Raw genomic sequence first — 16111 nt, 5'->3', positions numbered from 1 at the left:
AGATACTTCAAATATTTCTGATAACTAGCACTTTTATAGCCAAGCTGCATTGACCTCAAATAACTAAATAACAAAACATTACAATCGAGAATCATCGGAATAACGGGCTATTGTGACTTAAAATTATCCCTTTTTCCTCTTGGTCTTGCTTTTCTCTTTGATTCTCACATAAATCAATTTATGCTGACTCCTGGGATTTTCTTTTAACTCTATTTCAATATTCCCGAGTGATTTAATAAGGGGGGTTAATTTCTGAAAACCATAGTTTCTGGAATCAAAGTTGGGACGTTTCTTCTGTATCAAACTACCCACATCCCCAAGAAATGCCCATCCATCTTCATCTGAGGTTGCAGCGATTGAGGATTCAATCAGCCTTATTTCTTTGATTGAAAGTTTATCCACCGATTCTTTCCCATTAAGCTTATCTTCACTTGTTTCCTTTTGTTCCGATTCACCTTTTAATATCTCCAGATAAATAAATTTATCACAAGCCACAATAAAAGGATCGGGCGTTTTCTTTTCGCCAATACCGAGAACCTGCATCCCGGCTTCCCGTAACCGGGTAGCCAGACGGGTAAAATCACTATCGCTCGAAACCAGACAAAAACCATTAACCTTTCCAGAATAGAGGATGTCCATGGCATCAATAATCATGGCCGAATCAGTGGCATTTTTACCGGTTGTATAACCATATTGCTGAATGGGAGTAATGGCATTTTCAAGTAAAATGCTCTTCCACTTCCCCAGGTGAGGCTTGGTCCAGTCCCCATAAATCCGCTTTATGGTGGGATTTCCGTATTTAGCGATCTCTTCCATCATCTCTTTTACATGAGCAGAAGGGATGTTATCTCCGTCAATTAAAACGGCAAAATTCATATTCATAAGGTTTACTTTAATGGAACTTTGTGGTAGATTTTTCACCCGGAAAAACTTAACCAGAGATTTTCCCGGCTGCTTTTATCTTCTAAGCTACGAAATATATCAGACTTTCAGAAAGCAAAAAGAGATCCTGTTTTCACCCTTTCCCGATAAATCATCATTGGCCACTGAAAAAATATTATGCCATTTCACCTGACATTATTTAGCCCGTCTTTAAACTAAGCAAACAGTGCCAAAATTTATGTGCCTGTTGAGAAAGTTTCATTTACAAAGCCTGCCCCGATTTTTCTTCGGGGACTTGCGAAGCCCGAAAACACGCAGTCCCGACCCTTCGGGATGAGTAATTTTCGGGCAAGCGTAACGCGGCAAATGGGACTTTATGGACACACACTATTTAAAACGAGGGGGTTATTCATCCTCGCTTTTGAGGAGAGATAAAAATCAGTCTTTCTTTGACACCGGCACTTCCATTAGCAGCAGGCAGCTATCTTCAGATGCCTCAACCGTAACTGATTCAATTTCTCTTAAACCTATTCCATCTCGTTTATTTAAAACCTCCCCGACAAGCTTCACTTGCCCCTCAATCACAAACAGGTAAACACCGTGGTGGTCACCATTAAGTTTGTACGAAGCACTTTTACCAGCTTCCAAATCAGCCATAAAAAACCAGGCGTACTGATGAATCCAGACTCCCTGATCCTCGGAATTAGGGGAAAGAATCTGATAAAACTGATTGGGGACAGATAATTCGCGTATTGAAATTTGATCGTAGCGGGGTTCAACGTCTTGCTTATTTGGTAAAACCCAAATTTGCAAAAACTTAACCTCTTTATCCCTGTTGTGGTTCTTCTCACTGTGAAATATTCCTTTTCCGGCACTCATTACCTGAACATCACCCTCTTTTATGACACCTTCATTTCCTATACTGTCCTTGTGCTCAAGATCACCAAAAAGTGGAATGGTAATAATTTCCATATTGTCATGGGGATGTTTCCCAAATCCCATACCCGGTTGTACAGAATCGTCATTCAACACCCTCAGGGCACCAAACTGTAATCTTTCGGGATCGTAATAATTGGCAAAACTAAATGTGTGACAGGTATCCAGCCATCCATGGGCTGCATGTCCCCGAGTATCGTTTCTGTGAATGGTCTTTTTCATCTTATCTCCTTCAGGTATATTCGTTTTCTCTGAAACATTTGTTAAAAACAAAGGTTCACAAGCAAATACGATAACAGAATATACAGAAGGCTGCCTCCATAATTGCGGGGCAGCCCTCATAACCATCCTACCCCTCGTTTGCAACGAGGGGTTAACACATTCTCGTATTTGACGAGGAACTAAAAAACAAGACTTATAACATCTTAATGTCGTCACAGACGACGGTTAATTACCCACTCGTTGAAAACGAGAGGGAGTGGAATTCCTCTTAAATCTTAGATCTAACGATCTATTGTAATATTGAATTACACTTTAATAAAAATTCGTTTCTTATAGAGTATAAAACCGATTAACCAGAAAAAGAAGATGTGGGTCAGTGCAAAAAGCAACGAACCGTTCATGTTTCCGGCAAGGGGGACAAAAACATTCTGATAGAGCCATGCACTTCCGCTCATTACCGAGCCATCGGCTGTTTCTACTTTTATGAGGACACCTAACGTACGGGCCCATAACCCGGAAAGTGCATAGATAAATAAAGGATTCATACCGAATACCACGAAGAAGGAGGTCCATTTTTTATAACCCTTAATGTCGATAATGAACACCAGAAGTGCCAAAAACAAAGCTGCCAATCCGGCTGTGTAAAGGACATACGAACTTGTCCATAATGGTTTGTTGATGGGGAAAACGACTCCCCAAAGACGGCCAATCACAGCAGCAATCAAACCATATAATGCGAGACGACCAGGGACTTTTACACGTTCGGTGTTCTTAATAATCACACCTGTCATGTACCCCAATAAAACGGTGACGATGGCTGGAACGGTGCTCAGCAGACCTTCAGGATCAAAAGGTATTCCAAACCCGGTGTAGAGGTGTTGCTTACCTAATATCGCCTTATCGAAAGGAATGACGGCATTGCCCTCCAAACTGTAAGGATCGGCACCGCCAAACCAGGCCAGGATACCCCAGTAGGCCAGCAAAATACCAACACCGATGAAGGGGATATATTTGCGGGGTGCAGACAACACAATCAGCGAACCAATTCCGTAGGCCAGTGCAATTCGTTGAAGTACCCCCATTATGCGCAGCTTACTAAAATCGTGCGACCATTGCGGAAAGGAGTTCAAAAACAGGCCGATGGCAAAGATTAACAGGGTTCTTCGTCCCAGCCGTTTAAGTGATTCGGAGTTTAAGGTACTTCCATATTTCCCGAATGAAAAAAACATGGAAACGCCTACCACAAACAGAAAAAACGGAAAAACCAAATCAGTCGGAGTACATCCATGCCAGCTGGCATGGCGCAAGGGCGCATAAACATACTGCCAGCTTCCGGGAGTGTTTACCGTAATCATTAAGGCGATGGTCATCCCCCTCAGAACATCGAGGGCCAGATATCTTTGTGATTGCTTCATTTGTAGATATTATTTACTCATTAGACTACTTTTTATTGGGGCTGGGTATAAGGTACTGGGTGTAAGGTGCGGGGTTCGGGGTTCTGGTTGCTGGGTGATGGGTTGGTTGTTCAACTGTTCACTGACTGATCACTGATTACTGACCACGAGTCTACTTTTCCTTACCTGAAAACATCAAAAGTCCCATAAACACCAGGAATCCGTTAAGCAACAATAGTTCAAAACCAAACTTATAGCCTCCGAGCCACTGTTCCGAATTGGAGCTAATGATGTAACACAATATGGGTGAGAGTACGCTAATATAAGGTACAAACCGGTCTCTGGTGCTGCGTTTTGTCAGGATACCAAAAGTAAACAACCCAAGCAAAGGTCCATAAGTATATCCGGCAGCTGTAAACACCGAGTTAACCACACTCTCGTCATTGATAATGCGGAAAATCACGATGACCAAAAACATAATAAAGGAAAAAGCTATGTGGACTTTAATTCTGGTTTTTTCTGTGGACGGTAGTTTGGGGTTAACCTTGAGAAAGTCGATGCAAAAGGCTGTGGTAAGTGCTGTAAGTGCTGAGTCTGCACTCGAATAGGCAGCTGCCGTAATCCCCAAAAGAAAGAAAACACCAACAGCAGTCCCAAAATATTTTATAGCCAGCAGTGGAAAAACATCATCCGTTCGTTGAGGCAATTCAATGCCCATTTCTGCGGCATAATGATACAACATCACCCCCAGCCCCAGAAACATCAGATTGGTTAACACAAATGCCAGACTGAACCAAAACAGGTTCTTCTGGGCCTCTTTCTGATTTTTACACGTCAGGCTCTTCTGCATCATATTCTGATCCAGCCCGGTCATCACAATAGTAATTCCGATTCCAGCGATAAACTGTTTGAAAAAGTTGGTTCCGGAACGCCAGTTCCAGTCAAAAATTTTACTTCGGGGATGGCTGTCAATAGCCTGAATCATTTCCCCAAAACTCATATCCAGCTGTTGAAGAACAACAATAATGGTCACAACTACAGAAAGCAGAATAAAGAACGTCTGCAATGTATCGGTCCAAACGACTGTCTTAATGCCGGCTTTATAGGTGTAAAGCCAAATGAGCGTTATGGTAGCAAGCACAGTTACCCAAAACGGAACACCCAACGCATCGAAAAAGGAAATCTGCAAAACCCCGGCAACCAGATAAAGCCTGAATGAAGCACCAATGGTTTGAGATACCAGAAAAAAGAAAGATCCTGTCTCATAAGATCTCAGACCAAAACGCTGATCGAGATAAGTATAAATGGATACCAGGTTACGTTTATAGTAAAGTGGCAACAGCACCAGAGCAATTATCCAGTAGCCCACAAAGTTACCAAGAATAAACTGGAAATAGCTCCACGCACTGTTGCCAACTTCACCCGGAACAGATATAAATGTGACACCTGAAATAGTGGCGCCAATCATGCCAAAAGCAACAAGATACCATGGAGATTGGCGGTTACCCGTAAAAAAAGTTTCGCTGTTGCTGTTTCGCGATGAAAACCACGATATCAGAAAAAGGGCAGTGAAAAAGCCCAGAATAACCAGTAAAACAAGTGTTGTGCTCATAGTTTATAGTATTGAGGGTGAGGTTAAGGGTGAGGTGTAGGTAGAGGCTGATGTGTGGGTAGAGACGCACGGCCGTGCGTCTTTACTATCCTCTCCGGAAGCCGTGAATCTTTAAAAGATACCTCGAGTTTGGCGCGTCTCTACTCAACCTTAGTCTAAACCTTTACCTTAGTCTCAACCTTAATCCTCCAGACTTACATCGGTAAAAAACTCCGTAACCGACTCAATATTGGTATGGCTCATGGCCGAAATTACAAAATAATACTTTCGGGGATGCGTTTTGCGGTCTACTTCGAAAGTGATTTCATTCATTCCGGTTACGGCAAAAATATTTTCAGGGTCTTCGGTGTTGGCCTGTTTTCCACGTTTAAACTTATAGATTACAAACGTTTCATTGTTTTCTCCGGGTTCCCACGTCATATGAATAGAGTCTCCTGCCAACTTGATTTCAGGATTTTGGGGAACCTCGGGAGTCTCCTGTTCAACCCTAGGGTTGACCGGGGGCAGAGCCTCATAACGATATGCCTTTCTCAGCAGCTTTTCTTTCAACCGGCGGGGATTACTTCTAAGAGATTTGGCACTAAAAAACATACTGCCATCAATATTAGGGTAAGTACGATTCAGTTTAATCTGCTTCAGAATCTGCCTGGACGATCGCCATTCACGATCTTTGGAATCGCGGTTAATGCGGTAGAATGCCTGTCCGATGTATAGCCGGCATCCCAGGGCATTTTTACTCCACCAATCGGCTATAATCGCATAATCGGCCACCTCCTTCCCAATGTGCCAGTATATTTGAGGTGTGATGTAATCGATCCACCCTTCCTCTTGCCAGCGAAGAATATTGGCAAACAGATCATCATAATTGGTTTGTCCGGCACGGGTGGCTGATCCACGCGGATCGACCGACTGATTCCGCCAAACACCAAAAGGACTGATACCAAACGCTACTGATGGATTAACACTTTCTATTGTGTCATGTAATTGTTCAATTATCAGATCCACATTATCGCGACGCCAGTCATCTTTTTGGTCGGACGAAAAACCACGGGGATACATTTCAAATGCTTCCTGATCGGGGAATTCCTCCCCGGCAATTCGGTAGGGGTAAAAATAATCATCGAAATGGAGGGCGTCCACATCGTATCGTTTCAATACATCAGCCACCACCGTGGCCACATGGTTGCGGGTATCGGGCAATCCGGGATTGAAATACCGGGCCTTACCATAGGTTACAAACCAATCGGGATGTTGATTTACGGGATGATCATCAGCAACTGAAGCTTTCGCAGTATCCACCACTGCCCGGTAAGGGTTTAACCAGAGATGTATCTCAAGGCCCCTCTTTCTCCCTTCTTCGATCGCAAACTCCAGAGGATCGTAATAAGGATCCGGTGCCTGACCCTGCTCTCCGGTAAGCCACTGCGACCATGGCTCCAAATCTGAAGGGAAAAAAGCATCTGTAGATGGTCTGACCTGAAATATAACGGTGTTAAGATTGTACTCTTTGGCCAGATCGAAAAGCTCAAGCATTTCTTCCTGCTGCATATCTACCGACAACCCCGACTTTGAAGGCCAGTCGATATTGGCCACTGTAGCAATCCAGATGGCTCGCATCTCGCGCTTGGGGTATTCTCTGGCTTGCAGTGAAGCAACAAAAAGCGACAGGATGGATAGGAATGTTAGTTTACGTAACATATTGTATTAGATCTAAGATTATTAGATTTAAGATGGCAGATAAGTTGAGACTGAGGTTGAGATTAAGATCGAGAGTTATCTTAGCCTTAACCTCAGTCTCAGCCTTAAATTACTCTTTCTTTTTGATACCAAAAGTGGGATCAATTTTCAGAAACTTAAGAACAATGAAGCCGGGGATGGTACATATCACCACCCAGATAAAGAAATTCTCATAGCCCACAATCTCCTGAATCCAACCTGAAATCATTCCCGGAATCATCATACCAAGAGCCATGAGTCCGGTACAAATAGCATAGTGTGCAGTTTTATGGTTGCCTGCTGCAAAATAGATCATATAAAGCATGTAGGCGGTAAACCCAAATCCATAGCCAAACTGCTCAACGGCTACTGATGCTGAGATGAGCCACATGCTTTGAGGGGTAACATACGACAGATACACAAATACCAGGTTGGGAAGGTTCATTGCAAAAGCCATGGGCCAAAGCCAGAATTTAAGACCATGCTTTGAGGCTACCAGGCCGCCAAGAATTCCGCCCAGGGTAAGGGCAAGAATACCAATAGTTCCGTAAATAAGCCCAACATCACCGGTAGTAAGTCCCAAACCGCCTACTTCACGTGCATCCAGCATAAATGGTGAAGCCAGTTTTACGATTTGTGATTCTCCGAGCCGGAATAACAACAGGAAAGCCAAGGCCGGACCGGTGTTTTCTTTAGTGAAAAAGGATTTGAAAGTGGCAAAAAACTCAGAAAAAAGGTTTTCACCTTCTCCCTGAACAGTTGCTTTATCCGAATCGGGACGTGGCAGAATAAACCGATGATAAAGGAAAAACACCACAAACATGCCCGCAAGAATAACAAAAGTAATGGTCCAGGCCAAAGGAATATTCCCGGAACGACCTTCATACCACGCATTGGTTGCGCCTTCAAGTTTGGGGTCGAGCTGAACCACTATCCAGGCCATCTTCTGCCAGTTGGCAGGACTCACCTCAATGCGCTCTCCCTCTATTAATTTAATACTCTCATCACCTTTTCGAATACCGGTATTCAGGATTACCTTTTCACCGGTTTCAGGAGCTTTGGTTAACCGAACACCCACAATTCCAATATTCCCGGGATTCAGGGTAGATTCTACGACCTCATCCCGTCCAAAGGTTGACTTCAGCGTCTCTTTTAGCGGACCGGACACATAGGTGGAAAACCATCCATCAGGCTCTTCAACCTCTTTTGCTTTTTCAGGCAAAACAAAGCCATTGGAAAGATTTTCATCCTCAGCCCATTGAATAAGGCTGTCGATGGTCTCCGGGGCTGCTTTTTTTGTGGGAATCTGAAGGTCATCCGTCGTGAGCACAAAACTCTTTTCATCGCTTTTAACGTCCTTTTCAAACTCGGGCACCCTAATTTCTGCGGGTTGATCGGGCCTGGTACGCACTGAAAATTCGATGGGATCCAGCCCTGTATGGGTTTCAAAAAATCCGGCCAGAATAATGAGCAATCCCTGCCCTGTAATCATCGCCACCCTGTAAAAGGTACTTCGAATGCCAATAAAATAGGCTTGCTTATGCTCATCAAGAGCCAACATGTAAAACCCATCAGCAGCAATATCGTGTGTGGCCGAACTGAAGGCAAGCAGCCAGAAAAAAGCCAGTGTGTATTGAAAGAAATCGGGCACCGGTATCGAAAAAGCCACACCGGCCAGTCCGGCACCGACCAAAATCTGCATTACAACAATCCACCAACGTTTGGTTTTAAGCAAATCTACCACGGGACTCCAAAGTGGTTTAATGACCCATGGCAGATAAAGCCAGCTGGTGTACAAAGCAATATCAGCATTTGAAATGCCTAATCGCTTATACATAATGACCGAAACGGTCATCACAATTACATAAGGAATACCTTGCGCAAAGTAAAGAGTAGGCACCCAACTCCAGGGTGAACGGTTTTTTGAACCCATAGCACAAAAAATTTAACTGTCACGTTAGCAATAACTGTGATCGCACATTTATAATTTCTCAAAACGATAACTTCCCTGGTGCGGATTTGTAATCCGCACCCTTTTTGCAGTGGATTTGCAATCCACTTTTATTTAAAATTTATCTTTTTGATTTATTGTAAACAGGATTGCCGCTCGGCTCTGTCGCTTTGATCTCAAAGAAATCCTGAATTAAAAAGATGCAAATTTTAAATCCGCATCAGCGGAAGCTCGTCAATTCAATAACGTTTTTCCAATTCAGCCCCTCTGAAATAATGATTCAAAATCTCCTGATAAGAATAACCTTTGGCTCCCATTACGGCTGCTCCTATCTGGCATAACCCAACACCATGGCCCCAACCGGCACCAAACAGAGTAAATGACTTCGGAATATCTCCTTCACCAGCTTCTTTTTCAACCACAAAAGCAGAACTGTAAAGGTGAGATTCTGACAGAGCTTTACGGATTTCCAGTTCTTTGCCGATGATCAGCCCTCCTTTGGTTCCGACAATCCTGAGACGAATCAAACGACCGGATTCGCCTCGCTCAACCGGAATCATATCGATGATATCGCCCAGTTCCAAATCAATCTTCTTTTTCAATAGTCGCTTCACATCATCCTGTTCCAACGTCACTTTCCATCGGTAAAAATCGGCAGTTTCCTGATCGTAGTCGTTGAGCACCTGTGCCAGCACCTCTTTATCTTGTGTGTTACAGAAAGCCGGGGGATTTCCGGTGATCCAGTCATTCGCTGCATCCTCCTGCTTTAAATCCAAACTGAATCCTTCCGGTGTAAAGTCATTGTCGATCACCTTGGTAAGGTAGGGATGATTGACCGGCTCCCAAACATTCTCAAAAACCTCTGCAATGCCACCGCAAGCTTTTGAAAACCGGGCATCACAAATCTCATTATTGTAGGTCAAAACTTCTCCGAACGTGTCAGCAATGGCCGCCTCCACTTCTTTTGTAGAGGCTCTAGTAATACCCTGATATCTTTGGCAGTGATCATCGGCACACACATCGAAGTTGATGTGATCCTCACGATCGTACCACTTAATCTTTTCACCCTCACTTTCAATGACGGTTTCGTAATTGCCTGTTTCTTTCAGTTTTTGCTCCTTTTCTTTCTGAGCCATCAACCAGCTCCGTGAGATCACCGCATGGGCCCTCAGCAGCTGAGGTGAAGAAGTGGCACTCATCTCCGATGAAATCACACTTATTAAGTAATCTTCCAGAGGTAAACGGTTAACAGCTGTCAGGTGCCCATCCTCACTGATGATTCTTAGTGTTCCCTTGAACCGCTGGTCTTCTTTCCGCTCCCAGTGAAAATTGATGCCAATCACCACATCTTTCAATTCAAAACCGGCTTCTTCATAATTCACAGGCTCAAATTCCACCGGAAAATCAGATGAGATGGCCTGGCCATTAATCATAATCGCAATGACCCCATCCTTCAGAAGAGCTTCTCCTTCGCCCTCAACCACCTCACCTGTAGCTTTTAATTTATAAGCCCCATTCAAAGTAAAAGAAAATTCGGGAGCAAAAAGCACCCCTACTTCTATATTTGGTTGCATACTATTCAGATTTTATTCTTGAAATATTTTCTTTACCAATTCCCAATCATGCTTATTCAGTGTAACCTGGTCAAAGATGTCTTTTACAAGATCGGTATTGAGTTTATTGAAATCTTCTTCTCTGGGGGTTATCAGTACTCCTCCAAAATCTACTGAAGCCGGACTCAACACAATTTTTTCTTCGCCCTCAGCAAAAAACTGACGGGGACGGTGTCCCTGACGGGGAAAAACAATCAAACGCCAGGTGCCATTTTCCCATGAGCACAAAATGTTAAGCATCGGTTCCTCTCCATTTCGTTGAATGGTATCCAGAAAACGGTATACCCGGTTGAACCAGCACTCGATTTCATCGGGTTGCTCTCCTTCAAACACCAGTGTCTTGCGCAGGTAGTTTTCGACACAGAAAACACGTACACCCTTGTGATCAATCAATAACGACTTTCGCGGATGGAACCGGAACTCCTTCTCAATTGGCATAAAACCTTTGTTTCCGGCCTGAAAGTGAAAATGATCGGGGGCACTGGCACCACATCTGGGGCCATTGTAAAACACAACAAATTCAGGAAGCTCCCGGGCCAGCATCATCATATCGGACAATCGCCCTTTGATCCGCTGATCGGTATGTCTCACATGAGGGATGGTGAGATGCCTTGGAAATATTGGGAAAGGATTTACCAAAATCAGATAATCATCCCGGAACGGCACCTTTTTTTGTTCCTGAGGCAGATTATCTTCACACAGAAAACATTTCCGCTCCTGAATGGATTTTGCATCCACTTTAGCAGCCGAAGACCGTATACGTGCAGGATTGAACTGCACTCTCATCTCGGTGGCCGGCCCAAACTCCAGGGAACGGATTTTAACCTGCTTAAGCCCTTCATAATTGGGTTTAGCCATTGGCCAGTTGACCACCTGTTCATCAATCAGGTGATCAACTTTTTCCTGTAAAGAGGTATTCATGGAAACATCATTCGACATAACTACTTTTTGTTTTTAGCAATGCGAGCCCACAATTCCATGGTTCTCACCCTGTCTTTGTATAAATTATGGTTGTTCATTTTTGCAATATCTAAAGAAGCATCTGAGTTATCATCCCAACGACGGCACATGTATAAAGATTGGTAAATCCGTCCGATTTGATAATCTCTGGAAATGGCCAATCCTACGGCGTAGTCTTCTCCATAGCTCACGTTAGGCACCCGGATTTCTCTCAATACAGGTGTGTAGAATGCACGTGGAGCGCCCAATCCATTGATGCGCAAAGCGTTGTTTCGCCCATTGTCAGGCGTCCATTCTTTGTGGTCGATCAATCCCGGAGGAATCTCTTCCAGTTTGAAATTCACCATCTGATAAGAGCCGATCACCATGGCACAGTTTTGTTCATAGAAAGCATCGACGATGGTCTGAACAACTGAATCATCAGCATATAAATCGTCGCTGTCGAGTTGGATGGCAAACTTACCACAGGATTCATTCATAATAGCCATATTCCAGCAGCCCCCAATGCCAAGGTCTTTGCGATCGGGAATAACATGAATCAAACGATTGTCTTCACCGGCCAGTTTCTTCAAAATTTCTGTAGTTCCGTCATCCGAGTGGTTGTCGACAATGATCAAATTGAATTTGAATGAAGTATTCTGATTAAAAACAGACCTTACCGCATCTTCGATGGTTTTGGCACGGTTTCGCACCGGAACTACGACTGAGGCCTCCACCGGAAAATCCGATTCATCAAATTTCACTTCTTCAAATTCCGGCTTAAGATATCCGCCAATGGCTTTTAGATGCTCGGTACAGGCAACTTCCATTTCAATCTGAACCTCCCGGTTTTTAGGGTCCACATAGTCGAAAATCTTTTCGCCTGATTTACGTGTATCCGTTTCCATTTCGGTATATAGAAATTCCGGCAAACGGAAGAGCTTAAGATTCTGAGAGACTTTGAGTCGAAGGTCATACAGTCCCGCAAATTTATAATCGGCCTTCATTTTGCCTGCGGCTTCTTTAACCGCTTCAGAAGGGAAAAACAGCAAAGAACCAAAGTTGAAATCGTCTCTCAAACTCCCGTCCTGATAATCAATTACCGGATTTTGTATCATTTTACCTTCCTTCAATGCAAAATAATCGGAGTAAATCATTCCTGCCCCGGTATATTCAGCCGCCTGAACCATGCGCTCCAACGACAATGCACCCAATTTCAGAGGAAGCGATTTGGTATACAGCAAAACATGCGTGGATGTCTCACCCCTTTTTGCTATTTCTTTCACCATCTGAGTGGAGTTAAGGGCCGGCACTTCAAATGAGTCAACACCTTCCGGCAACTCTGCGCCCTTACTTCCAGGGGTGATCATTACATAAATTCCGTCGACCAGATCAACTGCTTTTAGTTCATCAATGGTTTGCTTAAGATCGGCCGGTTCGGCAACCGGCAAAAAACATGAAATTTTGTTATGCATATCCTGATTTTTTATCGTTTTTATTTATTCTCATTCTGAAAAAACTGTAAGACCTGTTTCATCAATTCAGCCCTCTCCTTTTCTGATGCAATGGCTTCAAAAGGAAACCCAAGGATTACACTTTGATAATGGCCTGAAAAGCCAACTCCTGCGCAGGTATTGTTGCTTTCGTACCTGTAAATCCTGAAAGCATCATCTCCCACAGGCTCAATGCCGTCGGGCGATTCAACTTTATAAATATCGGGATGATATTCTACATTATAGCTGAGCGATGGCAGGAACAATGCAGAAGCTTCATCTGTCACTTTCAGATTTCCCACATTGTCAGCATGATTGGTCATCCACCGGTAGTGCAAAAATTCTTTTAAAAATTCAATTGTGGCAGTGTCTTTGTTCTCTGCGGCATCGGTACCAATATAAGCTCCCGAAACCAGAATATTTCCTCCGGACAAAAGATATTTTTTCAATGTCTCCCTTGTTTCCGGGCTAAAAAGTCTGTATTGTTTTTCGCCTGATTGAAATAGAGGTTCGGTCCCTCTCTCTTCGCCATAAAGCAAATCAACAGCCTTGTAAGGTTCAACCTCAAACCCATTGGAGGCAAAAACTTCATCACTTACCGAAACAAATGAATAACCGGCATCGCGAATGGCTTTTCCGTGTGTAAACACAAAGTCGAAGTTATTACCGGGAATGATTTTACCTTCCATATCTGCATAACTGGCTCCATGCCCCGGGCTATCATCATCAAGCCATGGGGAGGAACGGTCATAATCGTATTGTTTGCCCGTGTGGCTCATATCTCTGTGCCATGGCACTCCTTCATCATCCCACCATGCTACTCCGGCAGTTTCTCCATCCACAAAAGAAGGAGGGGCCACACGATCGAAGCCATTGACTACCAACACCAAATCATTAGAATCGGACTGAAGAGATACCGACAGGGTTTCTCCGGCCATGCTTTCGCCCCCATCGTTCAGAGCGGTCACTTTGAAGCTGTATATGGTTCCCCATTCGGGGAGTTCAATAACCATTGTGGTATCAGTAGTAAAAAAGCCATTGTCAAAACCATTGTCTTCAATTCTTTGATACACCTTATATCCTGAAGGCACAGCGCTCTCCTCTAGGGGATCTTCCACCGGGTTCCAGCTTAACCTCAGCTTTTTGCCTTCAACCTGAATGAGAGAGAGATGATCGGGAGCCAGAGGTTTTATAACCGCCCGGCGCCCTTCACGCGCTGACAGGAAGCGCACCATCCCTTTATAAATGGCTCTGGACACAGTAAATTTAAAACGCGGATCAAGTCCGTATTTCATATCAGCCAGATTTTGATGCGACAACAATTCCAACAACATGGTGGGCACATTTGGCCTATACGCTTCTGAATACTGTTTGTCCCACATAGCCCGGCGGGTCCATTCATCGTCGAAGGTCAATCTGACATCGGATACAATCTGAGATTGAATCACATCGGTAAGATCCCGGCTGGCAAGGCGGGATTTTCCATCAGGAAATTGGCCATCGTTGGTAACCGAGCTGTATATACCAAGTGTTCCGATAACCGAATCACCAGGTGTAGTCCCGGCATCTGTATGAAATGCAAAAGCAAGATCAACAGGAATATTCAATCCGGGAGTTCCAGGTGCTTTTGAAGGCCCGTTAGGATTGCCCATAAGATAGTTCACCCATTCCCCCCGTGACTGATAATCGTCGTTGTAATCATTTTTGTTATCGTTCAAACTGTAAACGATGGTATCAGGTACACCTGCATACTGCATCCGGTACCTGCCGGCTTCCATCCAGCGTGGCTTTCCGCTCAACTTAGGAGTATAGGTAACAGAATCGCTTAAATCAACTTCCGAGTTCTGCTGCTGATGATCGTTCAGAGACCATTTTCTTTTAATATAGGAATCCTCCGGGCGTCTGGCAACATTGCCCATTCCACCACCAAAGCGAACGGCATCGGTGGTGACAATTCCTGATGCTTTGTACGGAACCTCAATTTCTAAGGATCCCGTCTTTGCATTCTTGCCCTTCTTAAAGTAAAAGGTTCCCAGGTATACCCAGGTTCCATATCCCATTTGCTGATTAATAAAATAACGGGTCGTTCCTCCGGAATGATTCACACGGTATGGCACATTGTTAAGGGCACCCTCCACTTTTCCATAGGAAACATAAACAGCATACTCGCCATCTTCAGGTATATTTGGTAAATAGGTGATATTTGAAGAATTTTCTGAAGAAGGATGGACTTGCAGGAAGGTTCCCATTTGAAAAGGATTTTCACCTTTAAATAAAGTATCCTTCATACAGAATCCTTTTTCAGAAGAACTCACTATTTCACGGACTCCATTCTCTATTATTAACTCACTTCCTTCAGAAGATCCATCATTATCTACGATAACCTCATTGGTCTGTGTATCTCTTTCGCGGGGCAGAAAAACACTAGCACCTGCATCTTCAAGCATTGGTACCAGGAAGTTGCGTGTAAATGAAAACGGATAAATATCCTCAACCGTACCAAACAATCTCGCTCTCTGCCACTCCCAACGGTCCAGTTCCGATTCATAATAATAACCATGACTGGCCCACATGGCTATATTATTATTGGTTAGCCCTGATTCAAAAAACGGTTCATCAGCTCTTTTTACAAGAGACTTTCTAAGTCCCGTCCCTTTAATTCTTAAAGTGTCAGTGGGAAGCGATTCCCTAAAATAAACAGGCACAAACTCCTCAAGAGGTTTCCCGTTACAAAACATTTGAAGATTGTATTTTCGAAAACGCCGCCCAATCTGATTCTTTATTGATTGTTCGATATAATTTATCCAGACTTCACGGATAGGAACACGCGCAACATTAGGAGAAAGAAAAACCGCAAGTGTTTCATTCGTCACATCTGCTGCCACAGAATCAACATACATCTGTCCCATGTATTGCCAACTTCTAAATAAGTCAGGTCCATCCTGAATTTTATCCATGGCCTTTTTTGCAATTCTCAGATCTCTTTTCCCTGATTGAGAAAACACGTCTCCTGCATAGATCGTCAGTAGACCAAGGATCAAAATAAACTTAAACTGTAAAAGCCTCTTCATTTGTTTTTTGTATTAACCCCTCCTGGTTTAACAGGCGGATTTTAATGGTAAAAAGATAAAATTCTCCATATTGCCTATAAAGACAAAGCCAAAAAATTAATTTCATAGCCAGTCTCTGTAACATATCTCTCAAAAAAGTTGCTTCAAAGAAGCCATCCTCGTAACTTGTTTAGAGTTGGGTAGCCTGTGTATCCCCGAGTAAGAAATAAACAAAACCAAAAATCAGAATCAACTAACAAACAAGGTATTTGGGTTTCGGTCAATAACTCCATTATAGGAATA

General features: G+C 43.6%; 10 protein-coding genes. All 10 read right to left on the bottom strand.

Translation table 11 applies throughout. The features are described 5' to 3' along the window. Window positions 1–123 precede the first annotated feature (123 nt). The 10 genes from DDZ16_RS00920 to DDZ16_RS00870 all read right to left on the bottom strand — a co-directional run bounded on the left by DDZ16_RS00920 (window position 124) and on the right by DDZ16_RS00870 (window position 15829). Window positions 124–882 carry an NYN domain-containing protein gene (locus tag DDZ16_RS00920; protein WP_109262537.1) on the bottom strand — a complete coding sequence of 253 codons (759 nt, stop codon included), beginning with the start codon at window positions 880–882 and terminating at the stop codon, window positions 124–126. 438 nt (window positions 883–1320) lie between these two features. Further along, window positions 1321–2040, bottom strand: coding sequence for a pirin family protein (locus tag DDZ16_RS00910; protein ID WP_109262906.1), 720 nt, complete (start codon window positions 2038–2040; stop codon window positions 1321–1323). A 305-nt stretch (window positions 2041–2345) separates the two neighbouring features. Beyond that, on the bottom strand, window positions 2346–3455 hold the full coding sequence (locus DDZ16_RS00905) for an acyltransferase family protein (RefSeq protein ID WP_109262535.1): 1110 nt from the start codon (window positions 3453–3455) through the stop codon (window positions 2346–2348). 151 nt (window positions 3456–3606) lie between these two features. Continuing rightward, window positions 3607–5046, bottom strand: a complete 1440-nt coding sequence (locus tag DDZ16_RS00900) for a sodium:solute symporter (RefSeq protein ID WP_109262534.1) — start codon at window positions 5044–5046, stop codon at window positions 3607–3609. A 180-nt stretch (window positions 5047–5226) separates the two neighbouring features. Beyond that, on the bottom strand, window positions 5227–6744 hold the full coding sequence (locus tag DDZ16_RS00895; RefSeq protein WP_109262533.1) for a glycoside hydrolase family 10 protein: 1518 nt from the start codon (window positions 6742–6744) through the stop codon (window positions 5227–5229). 109 nt (window positions 6745–6853) lie between these two features. Next, entirely contained in the window at window positions 6854–8695 is a 1842-nt protein-coding gene (locus tag DDZ16_RS00890; RefSeq protein ID WP_109262532.1) for an MFS transporter, read from the bottom strand. Between the two features lie 257 nt (window positions 8696–8952). Further along, window positions 8953–10287, bottom strand: a complete 1335-nt coding sequence (locus DDZ16_RS00885) for a SpoIID/LytB domain-containing protein (protein ID WP_109262531.1) — start codon at window positions 10285–10287, stop codon at window positions 8953–8955. 12 nt (window positions 10288–10299) lie between these two features. Then, complete coding sequence (locus tag DDZ16_RS00880) at window positions 10300–11265, bottom strand: DUF4922 domain-containing protein (RefSeq protein ID WP_109262530.1); 966 nt, start codon at window positions 11263–11265, stop codon at window positions 10300–10302. 2 nt (window positions 11266–11267) lie between these two features. Beyond that, on the bottom strand, window positions 11268–12740 hold the full coding sequence (locus tag DDZ16_RS00875; RefSeq protein ID WP_109262529.1) for a glycosyltransferase family 2 protein: 1473 nt from the start codon (window positions 12738–12740) through the stop codon (window positions 11268–11270). Window positions 12741–12760: 20 nt separating this feature from the next. Further along, complete coding sequence (locus DDZ16_RS00870; RefSeq protein WP_109262528.1) at window positions 12761–15829, bottom strand: golvesin C-terminal-like domain-containing protein; 3069 nt, start codon at window positions 15827–15829, stop codon at window positions 12761–12763. Window positions 15830–16111 lie beyond the last annotated feature (282 nt).

This window comes from Marinilabilia rubra, assembly GCF_003121985.1.
GTDB lineage: Bacteria > Bacteroidota > Bacteroidia > Bacteroidales > Marinilabiliaceae > Marinilabilia > Marinilabilia rubra.
This window is presented reverse-complemented; position numbering and strand designations above follow the sequence as displayed.